The organism is Planomonospora sp. ID67723 (assembly GCF_015711605.1).
Lineage (GTDB): Bacteria > Actinomycetota > Actinomycetes > Streptosporangiales > Streptosporangiaceae > Planomonospora_A.
Window position 1 is genome coordinate 1389247 of sequence record NZ_JABTEZ010000001.1, and the last position, 13858, is coordinate 1403104.

The 13858-nt window shown below is 72.7% G+C and carries 11 protein-coding genes; 10 read left to right on the forward strand and 1 reads right to left on the reverse strand.

The genetic code is table 11. The features are described from left to right. Window position 1 precedes the first annotated feature (1 nt). From HS041_RS06600 to HS041_RS06635, 8 genes are all read left to right on the forward strand, one after another. Complete coding sequence (locus tag HS041_RS06600) at window positions 2–1069, forward strand: glucose-1-phosphate thymidylyltransferase (RefSeq protein ID WP_196439593.1); 1068 nt, start codon at window positions 2–4, stop codon at window positions 1067–1069. Next, complete coding sequence (gene rfbB, locus HS041_RS06605; RefSeq protein ID WP_196439594.1) at window positions 1066–2034, forward strand: dTDP-glucose 4,6-dehydratase; 969 nt, start codon at window positions 1066–1068, stop codon at window positions 2032–2034. The genes HS041_RS06600 and rfbB overlap by 4 nt, the downstream gene beginning before the upstream one ends. Next, window positions 2034–2900 (forward strand): dTDP-4-dehydrorhamnose reductase, encoded by an 867-nt coding sequence (rfbD, locus tag HS041_RS06610; protein WP_196439595.1) that lies wholly within the window; start codon window positions 2034–2036, stop codon window positions 2898–2900. Before rfbB ends, rfbD begins: the two co-directional genes overlap by 1 nt. After that, window positions 2900–4129 carry an MFS transporter gene (locus HS041_RS06615; protein ID WP_196439596.1) on the forward strand — a complete coding sequence of 410 codons (1230 nt, stop codon included), beginning with the start codon at window positions 2900–2902 and terminating at the stop codon, window positions 4127–4129. The genes rfbD and HS041_RS06615 overlap by 1 nt, the downstream gene beginning before the upstream one ends. Then, window positions 4126–5124 (forward strand): TolB-like translocation protein, encoded by a 999-nt coding sequence (locus HS041_RS06620; protein WP_196439597.1) that lies wholly within the window; start codon window positions 4126–4128, stop codon window positions 5122–5124. Before HS041_RS06615 ends, HS041_RS06620 begins: the two co-directional genes overlap by 4 nt. Continuing rightward, on the forward strand, window positions 5121–6074 hold the full coding sequence (locus tag HS041_RS06625) for a glycosyltransferase family 2 protein (RefSeq protein WP_196439598.1): 954 nt from the start codon (window positions 5121–5123) through the stop codon (window positions 6072–6074). The genes HS041_RS06620 and HS041_RS06625 overlap by 4 nt, the downstream gene beginning before the upstream one ends. 116 nt (window positions 6075–6190) lie before the next feature. Beyond that, entirely contained in the window at window positions 6191–7354 is a 1164-nt protein-coding gene (locus HS041_RS06630; protein WP_196439599.1) for a hypothetical protein, read from the forward strand. Beyond that, on the forward strand, window positions 7351–8109 hold the full coding sequence (locus HS041_RS06635; RefSeq protein ID WP_196439600.1) for a WecB/TagA/CpsF family glycosyltransferase: 759 nt from the start codon (window positions 7351–7353) through the stop codon (window positions 8107–8109). The genes HS041_RS06630 and HS041_RS06635 overlap by 4 nt, the downstream gene beginning before the upstream one ends. Before the next feature lie 5 nt (window positions 8110–8114). Here HS041_RS06635 and HS041_RS06640 read toward each other — a convergent pair whose 3' ends face one another. Continuing rightward, a complete protein-coding gene (locus HS041_RS06640; protein WP_196439601.1) occupies window positions 8115–8948 on the reverse strand; it encodes a glycosyltransferase in 834 nt (277 codons plus the stop codon). Window positions 8949–8982: 34 nt separating this feature from the next. Between HS041_RS06640 and HS041_RS06645 the strand changes: the two genes are divergently transcribed. After that, window positions 8983–9606: an acyltransferase gene (locus HS041_RS06645; protein ID WP_196439602.1), complete on the forward strand. Its 624-nt coding sequence runs from the start codon at window positions 8983–8985 to the stop codon at window positions 9604–9606. A gap of 129 nt (window positions 9607–9735) precedes the next feature. After that, window positions 9736–13839: a DUF4082 domain-containing protein gene (locus HS041_RS39945; protein WP_196439603.1), complete on the forward strand. Its 4104-nt coding sequence runs from the start codon at window positions 9736–9738 to the stop codon at window positions 13837–13839. The last annotated feature ends 19 nt before the right edge of the window (window positions 13840–13858 follow it).

Sequence of the window (13858 nt, forward strand, 5' to 3'; positions counted from 1 at the left end):
CGTGAAAGCTCTCGTGCTGGCCGGAGGGTCGGGCACGCGGCTGCGGCCGATCACCCACACCTCCGCCAAGCAGCTCGTTCCCGTGGCCAACAAACCCGTGCTCTTCTACGGTCTGGAGGCCATCGCCGCCGCGGGCGTCCGCGAGCTGGGCCTCGTGGTCGGCGACACCCACGCCGAGATCGAGGCGGCCGTCGGCGACGGCTCCGCGTTCGGGCTGCGGGTGACCTACCTGCGGCAGGAGGCGCCGCTCGGGCTGGCCCACGCCGTGCTGATCGCCCGCGACTACCTCGCCGACGACGACTTCGTCATGTACCTCGGCGACAACTTCATCGTCGGCGGCATCGACGGCATCGTGGAGAGGTTCGGCCGCGACCGGCCCGCCGCGCAGATCATGCTCACCCGGGTCGGGGACCCCCGGCAGTTCGGCGTCGCCGAGCTCGACGCCGAGGGGCGGGTGGTCGGGCTGGAGGAGAAGCCGGTCACGCCCAAGAGCGACCTGGCGCTCGTCGGCGTCTACCTCTTCACGCCCGCGATCCACCAGGCGGTGGCCGAGCTCAAGCCCTCGTGGCGGGGGGAGCTGGAGATCACCGACGCGATCCAGTGGCTGATCGAGGAGGGGCTGCGGGTCGAGTCGGACGTCATCACGGGCTACTGGAAGGACACCGGCAACGTCACCGACATGCTGGAGGTCAACCGGCTGGTCCTGGAGTCCCTGGAGGCCCGGACGGACGGCCGGGTGGACGGCGCCAGCGAGCTGATCGGCCGGGTGGTCGTGGAACCCGGCGCCGTGGTCGAGCGCTCCCGTGTCGTCGGCCCGGCGATCATCGGCTCCGGGGCGCGGATCCTGGACAGCTACGTCGGCCCGTTCACCTCCATCGCCACGGACTGCCTGGTCAGCGGCAGCGAGATCGAATACTCGATCGTGCTGCCCAGGGCCTCGATCTCCGGCGTGTCCCGGATCGAGGCCTCACTCATCGGCCACGACGTCGAGGTCACCCCCGCACCCGCCACACCCCGAGCCCACCGCCTCGTGCTGGGCGATCACAGCAAGGTCCAGATCAGCTCATGACAGCGTCCACCCGGGAGCCCGCGCGCGTCCTGGTCACCGGCGGAGCCGGGTTCATCGGCTCGGCCTACACCCGCATGCTGGCGGCCGACGGGATCGCGGTGACGGTCCTCGACAAGCTCACCTACGCGGGCAACCCGGCCAATCTCGAAGGGGTCCCCCACACGTTCGTGCACGGCGACATCTGCGACCCCGTGCTCCTGTCCCAGGTGGTCCCCGGCCACGACGTCGTCGTCAACTTCGCGGCGGAGTCCCACGTGGACCGGTCGATCGAGGGCGCCGCCGAGTTCGTGCGGACCAACGTCATGGGCGTCCAGACGCTCATGCAGGCCTGCCTCGACGCGGGCGTCCCGCGCGTGGTGCAGGTCTCCACCGACGAGGTGTACGGGTCGATCGACTCCGGCTCCTGGAACGAGGCCGCCCCGCTGTCCCCGCGCTCGCCGTACGCGGCCTCGAAGGCGGGCGGAGACATGATCGCCCGGTCCTACGCGATCACCCACGGGCTTCCGGTCTCCATCACCCGCTGCGGCAACAACTACGGCCCCCGTCAGTTCCCGGAGAAGGTGATCCCGTTCTTCGTCACCAATCTCCTCCAGGGGCGCAGGGTCCCGCTCTACGGCGACGGCGGCAACGTCCGCGACTGGGTCCACGTCGACGACCACTGCGCGGGCATCCGGCTGGTGGCGGAGAAGGGCGAGCCCGGCGAGGTCTACCACATCGCCGGCACGGCGGAGGTGAGCAACCTGGAGCTGACCGAGCGGATCCTGGAGGCCTGCGGGGTGGGATGGGAGATGGTCGAGCACGTCGAGGACCGCAAGGGGCACGACCGCCGCTACTCCCTGGACGACGGCAGGCTGCGCTGGATGGGATACCGGGCCGGGGTCGACTTCCGGAAGGGCCTGGACGAGACCGTCCGCTGGTACGTCGACAACCCGGAGTGGTGGAAGCCCCTGAGAGAGTCACACTGATGGCCCGCTGGCTGGTGGCCGGCGCGGGCGGCATGCTCGGCACCGACCTGGTGAGCCGTCTCGGGGGCGAGGGCGGCGAGCACGTGGTGGCCCTGGGCCGTGCCGACCTCGACATCGTCGACGCGCGTGCCGTACGCGAGGCGGTCATGACCGCCAAACCCGACATCGTGGTCAACTGTGCGGCCTGGACCCTGGTGGACGAGGCCGAGACGCGGGAGGAGGAGGCGCAGGCCGTCAACGGGGACGCCGTCCAGGAGATCGCCCTGGCCTGCGCCGAGCTCGGCGCGCGGTTGATCCAGCCCTCCACGGACTACGTCTTCTCCGGTACGGCGCGCGAACCGTACCGGGAGGACGGGCAGACCGGGCCGCTCAACGCCTACGGCCGCACCAAGCTCGCCGGCGAGCGGGCCGTGCTGTCCACGCTGCCCGACTCCGGCTTCGTCGTGCGCACCGCCTGGCTGTACGGCGGGTCGGGGCGGAACTTCGTACGGACGATCATCAGCCTGGCCGGCGAGCGGGAGACGCTGGACGTCGTCGACGACCAGCGGGGCCAGCCCACCTGGACCGACGACCTGGCCGCCGGGCTGATCCGGCTGGCGCGCTCCGACGCCGCCCCGGGGGTCTACCACGCGACCAGCTCCGGCGAGACGACCTGGTACGGGCTGGCCAGGGAGATATTCACGCTGCTCGGAGCCGACCCCGACCGGGTGCGGCCGGTCTCCAGCGCGGCCTACACGCGTGCGGCGGTCCGGCCGCCCTACAGCGTGCTCGGCCATGCCCGCTGGGCGGCGGCCGGCCTGGAGCCGATGCGCGAGTGGCGGGAGGCGCTGCGGCAGGCCTGGCCGGTTCTGGTGGGAACGGGCTGATGTACTTGTCGGAGTCCCGGGTGGCCGGCACCCCGTCCGGCGGAGCCGGCCGACATCTCGCGGGCAACGTCCTGGCCCTGGGAACGGTCAGCCTGCTCACCGACGTCTCCTCGGAGATGGTCGCCGCGGTCCTGCCGCTGTATCTGGTCTTCGGCCTGGGCGTGAGCACGTTGCAGTTCGGCCTGCTGGACGGGGTCTACACCGGGGCCACCGCCGTGCTGCGCCTGGCGGGCGGGCACGTCGCGGACCGGTTCCGGCGGCGCAAGCTGGTGGCGGGAGCCGGCTACGGCATGTCCGCGGCGAGCAAGCTGGGGCTCCTCGCGGCGGGCGGCTCCGTGCCGCTGATCGGCTTGGTGATCGGCGTGGACCGCGCCGGCAAGGGGCTCAGAACGGCGCCGCGCGACGCGATGATCTCATTGAGCGTGTCGCCGGAGAGCCAGGGCCGGGCCTTCGGCCTGCACCGGGCGCTCGACACCACCGGGGCGCTGCTGGGACCGGTGGCCGCATTCGGCGTGCTGTGGCTGGCGGCCGACGCCTACGACGCGGTGTTCGTGGCCGCCTTCTGCGTGGCGGTGCTCGGCGTGCTCGTGCTCGCCCTCTTCGTCGGCGAGCCGCGGGGCGTCACGTCGGAGCGGCCGAAGGTGACGCTCCGGGCCGCGACCGCTCTGCTCGGGCCGGGGCCGTTCCGCAGGGTGCTGCTCGCCGTCGTGCCGCTGTCGCTGGCGACGATCAGCGACGGGTTCCTCTACCTGCTGCTCCAGCGCCGGTTCGACATCGCGGTGGGGTGGCTGCCGCTCTTCCCCGTCGGCGTCTCCCTCGCCTACCTGGCGGCGGCGGTGCCGCTGGGCCGGCTGGCCGACCGCGTCGGCCGGGGGACCGTGGTCGCTGGCGGATACCTGACGATGCTCGCCTGCTACGCGCTGCTCCTGATCGGCGACGGCCTCGCGCCGCTGGTGGCAGTGCTGCTGCTGCGCGGCCTCTCCTATGCCGCGACCGACGGCGTGGTCAGCGCGCTCGCCGGGCCCCTGCTGCCCGAGCACCAGAGGGCGACGGGACTCGCGGTGATCCAGACGGGGCAGGCCCTCGCCGCGATGGCGGCCTCCTGGCTGTTCGGCCTGCTCTGGTCGGCGTGGGGCCCCCAGGCGTCCGTGGCGGTCATGGCGGGCGGCCTGGCCGTCGCGGTCGCGGTCGCGCTGCCGCCGCTGCGATCCAGGGCGGGGGTCCCATGAGCCTCAGAACCCGGTCGCTGGTCCTGGCGCTGGCCGCCCTGCTCCTCGCGGGCGCGGCCGGCGGTTACACGCTCTGGGCCGCGGGCCGGCGCGACGCCGCCACCGCCGCCGGGGCGGGCCCTCCGGACGCGGTCCGCGGGCCGGTGCGGCTGGGAGGGCTGATGTTCCTGGCCGCCGGGGCCGGACCGGACAACGGGCACGTGGCGGGGGAGGCGGGCGGGAGCCGTACGGTCGCGCCGCAGACGTGCGCCAGGTTCTACGCAGCGGCGGGCACGGCGGTGTGCCTGCGGGCCGAGCGCGGCGCGGTCACCCGCTACCACGCACGGATCCTGGACCGCGGCCTGAGGGAGACGCGGAGCGTGGAGTTGCCCGGCGTGCCGAGCCGGGCGCGGGTGTCGGCCGCGGGCCACCTGGTGGCCTGGACCGTGTTCGTCAGCGGCGACTCCTACCTGACCTCGGGCATGTCGACGCGGACCGGGCTGCTCGACACGCGCACCGGGGAGGTGGTCCAGAGCCTGGAGCGGTTCGCGCTCTTCCGCGAGGGCCGGCGGGTCGAGGAGGCGGATCTCAACTACTGGGGGGTCACGTTCGCCCGGGACGAGGACACCTTCTACGCCTCCGCCTCCACCGGCGGCGTGGTCCACCTCGTACGGGGCAGCGTCTCCGCCGGCCGGATGGAGGTGCTGCGGGAGAACGCCGAGTGCCCGTCGCTCTCCCCGGACGGCACCCGGGTCGTCTACAAGAAGCGGACCGGCGACGCCGCCGGCCCGTGGCGGCTGCACGTCCTGGAGCTGGGCACGGGCGGGGAGAGACCGCTCGCGGAGACCGGGAACGTGGACGACCAGGCGGCGTGGCTCGACTCCGGGACCGTGATGTACGCCAAGGTGCGCGGTGACTCCAGCGACGTGTGGGCGGTCCCCGCCGACGGGACCGGGAGACCGCGGTTGCTGCTGCGCGACGCCTACTCACCTGCTGCCGTGGAGGACGACGGATGAAGCTCTCTGTGATCGTCGTGACCTACCGGAGCGGTGGCTACATCGGCCGCTGCCTGGCGGCGCTGGAGAGCGCCACCAAGGGCCTCGACGCCGAGGTCGTCGTCGTGGACAACAACTCCGGGGACGGGACCGTGGACGCCGTGCGGGAGACGGCGCCGTGGGCGAAGGTCGTGGCGCGGGAGCGCAACGGCGGGTTCGCCGAGGGGTGCGTCGCGGGAGCGGAGGCCGCCCGAGGCCGGTACCTGGTCTTCGTCAATCCCGACGCCGAGGTGCAGGCCGGGGCGCTGTCCGAGCTGATCGCCTGCGCCGAGCGGCATCCTGACGCCGGGATCGTCGGCGGGCGCTGCGTCACCGACGCCGGGGAGAGCGACCCCCGGTCCTGGTGGGGGCGGCCCACGCTGTGGTCGCTGTTCTGCTTCGGCACCGGGCTGTCCACGGTCTTCCCCGGCCACCCCCGCCTCGACCCGGAGTCGCCGCGCCCGTGGTCCGGCGATCCGGACGAGACGCGCCGGGTGCCGATCGTCACGGGCGCGCTGATGCTGGTCGAGCGCGCGCTCTGGGACCGCGTCGGCGGATTCGACACGCGCATCTTCATGTACGGGGAGGACGCCGACCTCTGCCTGCGCGCAGCGGCCGCCGGTTTCCGGCCCATGGTGACCGCTCGTGCGGTTTTTCTGCATCCGGGCGGAATGTCCTCAACCAGTCTGCGCAAAATGATGCTCCTTTACACGGGGAAGGCGACCGTGGTCCGCCGCCATTTCCCGCCCGCGACCCGCGGGCTCGGCCTGGCGCTGCTCCAGGCGGGGGTGTGGCTGCGCGCGACGGCCAGCCGGGGCGTGGCGCCGCCGAGCGCGGAGCGGCAGGGACGCCCGACGACCTCGCGGTCCGACTGGCTCCCGCTCTGGAAGGCCAGGGCCGAATGGCGTGGGGGCTGGGACGACCGCCGTTAACCGCGAGTTTCAAATATCAGGAGAAAATTGAATATGTCTGGCCTTATATCGCTAAATCACTGTTCCCGATTCAAGCACGCGGCATCGTCTGGTCGAACGAAATGGGGGGTGGGCGGATGACCCGCCACAGCGATCGTCTCCGCCGGCTCGCCGAGAGCGACGGGGTCTCCGCCGAGCTGGTCGAGCGCATGCTCGACCTGGCGGTGCGGGGCCTGCCGCCCGGCTACGTCGACGGGGAGTTCGTCTTCACGCGCCGCGGAGCCCTCGGCGCCGACGGCCGGTGGACGGCCGTCCCCGAGGGACGCAGCATCCGCTACAGCGCGATCGTCGCGCTCGGCGCCGCCACGCTTCCCCCCGACCGCCAGCGCGCCGCGCTCTCCGGCGACACCGCGCTCGACCTGGCCGGCCGCCTGGTCAAACGGTCCCCGGAGGTGACCGGCCTCGGGGACGCGGCCCTGATCTGCTGGGCGGCGGCCGAGACGGGCCATCACGACCTGGAGGCCGCCCTCGGCCGCCTCGCCGAGCTGGACGACGCGTCGCGCTCCGGCGACGGGGTGTACACCGTGGAGGCGGCCTGGGCGCTGGCCGCGCTCGCCGCCGCCCGCACGGCGGGCGGGTCCGGGCTCGACGACCGGATGGAGCGGGCTCTGCGCCGCCTGCTCGACGGCCTGAAGGGCGACCGGCTCTACCGCCACGTGCTGGGGAGCGCTCCCTGGTACCGCGCGCACGTGGGCTGCTTCGCCGACCAGGTCTACCCGCTGCAGGCGCTGGCCAGGGTGCACGCGCTCACCGGCGACGGCGAGGCGCTGCGGGCCGCCGAGCAGGTCGCCGAGGGCATCTGCGAGGCGCAGGGCGCCGAGGGCCAGTGGTGGTGGCACTACGACGCGCGTACGGGCGCGGTCGTCGAGGGATACCCCGTCTACAGCGTGCACCAGCTCTCCATGGCGCCGATGGCGCTCCTCGACCTGGCGGACGCCGGCGGCACGGACCGCACCGGGGAGATCGCGCGCGGGCTGGGCTGGATGCTCTCCCGCCCCGAGACGGCGCAGGAACTGATCGTCGAGGAGCTCGACCTCACCTGGCGCAAGGCGGCCCGGGAGGACCCGCGCAAGCTGGTCCGCGGGGTCCGGGCGGTGGCCACGGCGATCAGCTCCGGTACGAAGGTCGGGGTGCTCGACCGGATCTACCCGCCTGTGGTGGTCGACCGGGAGTGCCGGCCGTACGAGCTGGGATGGCTGCTGTACGCCTGGCTGTTCTCGCCGGGGCGGGGAGGGCGATGACGACGGTCGCGCCGCGCAGCTCCTTCCTCGGGCTGAGCCTGGACGCGCTGACCCTGGAGGAGGCGGTGGCGAGGTGCGCCGTGGCCGTCGCGGCCCGGGAGAACCTGACCGTCGGGGTGCTCAACGCGGCGAAGATCGTGCATATGCGCGCCGACAGGCGTCTGCGGGACTCGGTCACCTCCTGCGACCTGGTGCTGGCCGACGGGCAGTCGGTGGTCTGGGCCTCGCGGGTGCTCGGGCAGCCGCTCCCCGAGCGGGTCGCCGGCATCGACCTCTTCACCTCGCTCATGGAGGAGGGGAGCCGCCGCGGCTGGCGGGTGTACTTCCTGGGCGCCCGGCCGGACGTCCTGGGGCGGATGCTCACCGAGGTGCGCCGCCGGTACCCCGGCCTGGTCGTCGCCGGGGCGCGTGACGGCTACTTCGCCGACCACGAGGCCGGCGAGGTGGCCGGGGAGATCGGCGGAGCCGGTCCGGACCTGCTGTTCCTCGGCATGACCTCGCCCAAGAAGGAGATCTTCCTCGCCGAGTGGGCCGGGCGCATCAAGGCCGGCGTCGTGCACGGCGTCGGCGGGTCGTTCGACGTCCTGGCCGGGTACACGCGCCGTGCGCCGCGCTCCTGGCAGCGCCTGGGGCTGGAGTGGCTGCACCGGCTGCTGCAGGAACCGAGACGGCTCGGGCCCCGCTACCTCTCGACCAACCTGGCCTTCGTCCGCATCGTGCTCTCCGAGTACACCGCGCAGCGGAGGGCCCGGTGAGCGGGTCAGGTCCGGCTGCTCTCGTCGCGCAGCCAGGTGGTGTAGTCACGCGCCCGTACGGCGCGGCGCGCCCTGACCCGTGCCGCAAGGGTGACCAGGAGGAAGACGGCCAGGTGGGGCAGGAGCCCGGGTTCGCGGCGCGCGATCGCGAGCAGGTCGCCCAGTCCGGTGCGGGCGCCGTTCTCCTGAGCCTCTCCCCGGGCGATCTCGGCGACAGCGGTGACGGCGCGGACACGGCGGCGCAGCAGGTCGGCGAGCGTCCGGGGCGGGTGGACCACCACGCGGGCGGAGGGGACGACCGCCCGCTCGCCCGGCGCGAACGCCAGGGAGGCCGCCAGATCGTCACCCATGACGGGCGGCAGGTCCATGATCCGCCGGTTGCCCTCCTCGCTCACCGCGATCACTCCGCGGCCGAACAGCCCGTCCCGCACGGCGGGCAGGCGGGTCCAGACCGCGTAGTAGGCGCGGACGGTCCACGGGCGGCCCGCCAGGGCGAGCACGCGCTCGGGCGCGGCGGCGAGCACACCGCCGTCCAGGGCCTCCCGCAGCGCGCGGACGTCCGCGGTGCCGAGTTCCACGTCCGCGTCCACGTAGACGCGCGGGAAACCGCGGGCGGCGGTGTCGCCCAGGCGCAGGGCCTCGCGTTTGGAGGGGACAGGCGTCTCGACCACCCTCGCGCCCCGCGCGGCCGCGACGTCCGCGGTGTCGTCGTCGCAGCCGTTGGCCACCACCACGACGTCCAGCTCTCCGGGGCGGGCGTCCCGGAGCAGGGCGCCGATCAGCCGGCCGATGACCCGGCCCTCGTTGTGGGCGGGGACGACAACACTCGTGATCGCCATAGTTCTGCAGTATCGACCCTGAGGGGGGCACACGATGACCGAACCGCAAATAGCGGTCACCGCCGACGTCGATCCCAGCGCCAAGCTGGGACCCGGCACGGTGATCTGGCATCTGGCGCAGGTGCGGGAGCACGCTGAGCTGGGCAGCGGCTGCATAGTGGGTCGCGGCGCCTACGTGGGGACCGGCGTGCGCGTCGGGAACAACGTCAAGCTGCAGAACTACGCGCTGGTCTACGAGCCCGCCGTGCTCGAGGACGGGGTGTTCGTGGGACCCGGCGCCGTGCTGACCAACGACGTCTACCCGCGTTCGGTCGACGTCACGGGCGGTCTCAAGCGAGGCGGGGACTGGACCGCCCAGGGGGTGGTGGTCCGTACGGGCGCTTCGGTGGGAGCCCGGGCGGTGATCGTGGCCGGGCGGGAGATCGGGCGTTACGCGCTCGTCGCGGCCGGTGCCGTCGTCAGCCGGGACGTGCCGGACTTCGCCCTCGTCGCGGGGAACCCGGCACGCCGCATCGGGTGGGTCGGCAGGGCGGGGGTGCGGCTGGAGCCGGACGGCGAGGGCCGGTGGCGCTGCCCCCGGACGGGCGAGGGCTACGTCGAGACCGAAGGCGGGCTTGCACCCGCGGCTGACTTCCAGTCAGCTCCGGAATCACCTTAACCAGCGGAAATACTGCACATCGCCTGTCATCCGGCATCACTCCTGTCACGTCTAACCCGTGGCCCGCCACCGGCGGCTCATCGGACCACCCGGCGGTTTCCCCCCGCCTCATGCACCTTGGGAGGACGCGTGAAAGCTCCCGCGCGTCGCATTGCCGCACACATCCGGACCGCGATGGCCGCCGCGGCGGCCATCGTCCTGATCGACGCCGGCGTGGTGCCGGTTGGAACGTTCTGGACGGAGACCGCCCTGGCCGGCACGGTCGCGGATCCGGTCGGCACGGCCGCGGATCCGGTCGGTGCGGCCGCGGTCACGGTGCCCCAGCTGCCGCCGATCCTCTCGGCGGGTCCGTGCGATCCGGGCGGAAGCGTCATCGTGTGCGAGAACTCCAAGCAGGGGACTCCCAAGACGCAGTGGGAGCGCAACATCAACGGCGGCGACACCATCGAGGGCTTCGCCACCGACATGAGCGTCAACGTCGGGCAGACCGTCAATTTCAAGATCCGTACACCGGCGACGTCGTACACGATCGACATCTACCGGATGGGCTACTACGGCGGGGCCGGCGCCCGTAAGATCACCTCGATCAGCCCGTCGGCGACCCTGCCGCAGACCCAGCCCGACTGCCTCAGCCAGGCCGCCACCGGGCTGGTCGACTGCGGCAACTGGGCGGTCTCCGCGAGCTGGGCGGTGCCCTCGACGGCGGTGTCGGGCATCTACTTCGCCTACCTCAACCGCACCGACGACGTCGAGGACGACAACCACGTGGTGTTCGTCGTCCGCAACGACGCCGGCACCTCCGGCCTGCTCTTCCAGACCTCGGACACCACCTGGCAGGCCTACAACGACTGGGGCGGCAACAGCTTCTACACCGGAAGCAGCCAGGTCGCCCCGAACCGGGCCGTCAAGATCAGCTACAACCGCCCGTTCGCCAGCCGGGAGAACACCCCCTGGGGCCGGGACTTCGTCTTCGCCAACGAGTACCCCATGGTGCGCTGGCTGGAGGCCAACGGCTACGACGTCTCCTACACCACCGGCATCGACAGCGACCGCCGCGGCAACCTGATCGGCAACCACAAGGCGTTCCTGTCGGTGGGCCACGACGAATACTGGTCCAAGCAGCAGCGCGCCCACGTCGAGGCGGCCAGGGACGCCGGGGTGAACCTCGCGTTCTTCTCCGGCAACGAGGTGTTCTGGAAGACCCGCTGGGAGAACAGCATCGACGCCTCGAGCACGCCGTACCGCACGCTCGTCACCTACAAGGAGACCCACGCCAACGCCAAGACCGACCCCTCCCCGGAGTGGACGGGCACCTGGCGGGACCCGCGGTTCACCCCGCCCTCGGACGGGGCCCGCCCCGAGAACGCGCTGACCGGGCAGTTGTTCGCAATCAACTGCTGCATGGACGAGATGAAGGTCCCCGCGGCCGACGGCAAGATGCGCTTCTGGCGCGGCACCTCGATCGCCGGCCTCGCCTCGGGCGAGACCGCGACCCTGCCGCACGGCGTGCTCGGGTACGAATGGGACCTCGACCCGGACAACGGGTACCGCCCGGCCGGCCTGTTCCGGCTGTCCTCCACGACCGCCACGGCGGAGAAGAAGCTCAAGGACTGGGGCAACACCTACGTCAGGGAAGAGGCCACCCACCACCTGACGATGTACCGCGCGGCCAGCGGCGCGCTGGTGTTCGGCGCGGGCACCGTCCAGTGGTCCTGGGGCCTCGACGCCGAGCACGACGGCGACGGCCCGGCCGGCCCCGACACCCGCATGCGCCAGGCGACCGTGAACCTCTTCGCCGACATGGGCGTGCAGCCCGCGAGCCTGCAGTCCGGGCTGAGCGCGGCGACCAGGTCCACCGACGCGACCAGGCCCACCACGGTGATCACCGCGCCCGCCGCCGGGGCGAGCGTGGCCAACGGCGCGACCGTGACGATCAGCGGCACGGCCTCCGACGGCGGCGGCCAGGTCGCCGCGGTCGAGGTCTCCACGGACGGAGGGGCGAGCTGGCATCCGGCCAAGGGCCGGGCGAGCTGGAGCTACGCCTGGCCGGCCACCGGTGAGGGCCCGGTCGCGATCCAGGTGCGTGCCGTCGACGACAGCGGCAACCTGCAGACCGCGGTGACCAGCCGTACGATCACGGTGAACTGCCCCTGCCGCCTGTTCGGCGACGCCGAGACTCCCGAGACGGCCTCGGCCGCCACGACCCTCCCGCACGAGCTCGGCGTCAAGTTCCGCACCGCCGTGAACGGCTGGGTCACCGGGGTGCGCTTCTACAAGGGCGCCGGCAACACCGGCACCCACACCGGCACCCTGTGGACCGGCGGTGGCGCGCAACTGGCCACCGGGACCTTCACCGACGAGACCGCCGCGGGCTGGCAGACGCTGTCCTTCCCCGTCCCGGTCCAGGTCTCGGCGGGCACCACCTACGTCGCGTCCTACTACGCCCCGAACGGCGGGTTCGCGGCCGACAACAGCTGGTTCCAGGCGCGGGCGCTCTCGCGCCCGCCGCTGACCGGCCTGAAGAGCGGCACCGACGGGCCCAACGGCGTCTACCGGTACGGCTCGCCGGGCTTCCCGGCCTCCTCCTACGAGGGCGCCAACTACTGGGTGGACGCCGTCTTCTCCTCCGTCGAGCCGCCGGACACGCGGGCCCCTCAGGTGACGGCCCGTTCTCCGCATCCCGGTTCGTCCTCGGTGCCCACGTCGGCCAAGCCCTCGCTCACCTTCGACGAGGTGATCGCCGCGGGCACGGCCCAGGTCCAGCTCGCCACGGACGCCGGCGCCCCGGTGGCCGGGACCGCCGCGCTCGACGGCACGGGCAAGGTCCTCACTTTCACGCCGTCCGCTCCGCTGGCCGCCGACACCCGCTACCTCTTCTCGGTCTCGGGCGCGAAGGACGCCGCGGGCAACGCGGCGGTCGCCGAGGGCTTCGTGTTCACCACGGCCAAGGCCACGCCGCCGCCCGGCACGTGTCCGTGCTCGATCTGGCCCGACTCCTCCGCTCCCGCGGTCGCCGCGGCCTCCGACACCAAGGCCGTCACGCTCGGGTTGAAGCTCCGCTCCGACCGGACCGGGTCGATCACCGGGATCCGGTTCTACAAGGGCCCGGGCAACTCCGGCACCCACACGGGCGCGTTGTGGAGCGCGACCGGGACCAAGCTGGCGGAGGTGACCTTCACCGGTGAGACGACGGCCGGCTGGCAGCAGGCGAACCTGTCCACGCCGGTGGACGTCACGGCGAACACCACGTACGTGGTGACCTACCACGCCCCGGCCGGCCGCTACTCCTACACGTGGGGCCAGCTGGGGTCGGCGGGGGTGGACAACCCGCCGCTGCACGCGCTGCAGGGCGGCGGGCTCTACCTGTACGGCCCGGCCGGGAGCTTCCCGACCCAGAGCAGCACGGCCAACTACTGGGTGGACGTCGTGTTCTCGGCCAACGACCCCACCCCGCCCGCGGTCACCGCGACCAGCCCGCTGGACACCGAGAACAGCGTGCCGCCGAACACGGCCGTGTCGGCCGCCTTCGACGAGGAGGTCCAGGCCGCCACCGTCCAGATCGCGGTCAACGGCGTCACCGGATCGGCGGCCTACGACGCGGGGACCCGGACGGTGACGTTCACCCCCTCGGCGGCGCTGGCGGCCGGGACCACCTACACCGCGACGGTGTCGGGGGCCAAGGACGGCAACGGCAACCAGATGCAGCCGTTCAGCTGGACGTTCACCACGGCCAAGCCGGCGCCCGCGGCCGGGGAGTGCCCGTGCTCGATCTGGGCGGACGGCGCCCGACCGGCGGTGCGGGCCGCCTCCGACACCGCCGCGCTGACGGTGGGCCTGAAGTTCCGCTCCGACCAGAACGGGTCGATCACCGGGATCCGGTTCTACAAGGGTCCGGGCAACTCCGGCACCCACACGGGCGCGCTGTGGACCGAGGGCGGCTCGAAGCTGGCGGAGGTGACCTTCACCGGTGAGACGGCGGCCGGCTGGCAGCAGGCGAACCTGTCCACGCCGGTGGACGTCACGGCGAACACCACGTACGTGGTGACCTACCACGCCCCGGCCGGCCGCTACTCCTACACCTGGGGCCAGCTGGGGTCGGCGGGGGTGGACAACCCGCCGCTGCACGCGCTGCAGGGCGGCGGGCTCTACCTGTACGGCCCGGCCGGGAGCTTCCCGACCACGTCCAGTTCAGCGAACTACTGGGTGGACGTCGTCTACAACCGCAGTCAATGATCTTGGTTTGAACCGAGAA

Coding starts and splice junctions, on each gene's coding strand:
- rfbB (WP_196439594.1), top strand. CDS start 1,066: ATGACAGCGTCCACCCGGGAGCCCGCGCGCGTCCTGGTCACCGGCGGA.
- rfbD (WP_196439595.1), top strand. CDS start 2,034: ATGGCCCGCTGGCTGGTGGCCGGCGCGGGCGGCATGCTCGGCACCGAC.
- HS041_RS06615 (WP_196439596.1), top strand. CDS start 2,900: ATGTACTTGTCGGAGTCCCGGGTGGCCGGCACCCCGTCCGGCGGAGCC.
- HS041_RS06620 (WP_196439597.1), top strand. CDS start 4,126: ATGAGCCTCAGAACCCGGTCGCTGGTCCTGGCGCTGGCCGCCCTGCTC.
- HS041_RS06625 (WP_196439598.1), top strand. CDS start 5,121: ATGAAGCTCTCTGTGATCGTCGTGACCTACCGGAGCGGTGGCTACATC.
- HS041_RS06630 (WP_196439599.1), top strand. CDS start 6,191: ATGACCCGCCACAGCGATCGTCTCCGCCGGCTCGCCGAGAGCGACGGG.
- HS041_RS06635 (WP_196439600.1), top strand. CDS start 7,351: ATGACGACGGTCGCGCCGCGCAGCTCCTTCCTCGGGCTGAGCCTGGAC.
- HS041_RS06640 (WP_196439601.1), bottom strand. CDS start 8,948: ATGGCGATCACGAGTGTTGTCGTCCCCGCCCACAACGAGGGCCGGGTC.
- HS041_RS06645 (WP_196439602.1), top strand. CDS start 8,983: ATGACCGAACCGCAAATAGCGGTCACCGCCGACGTCGATCCCAGCGCC.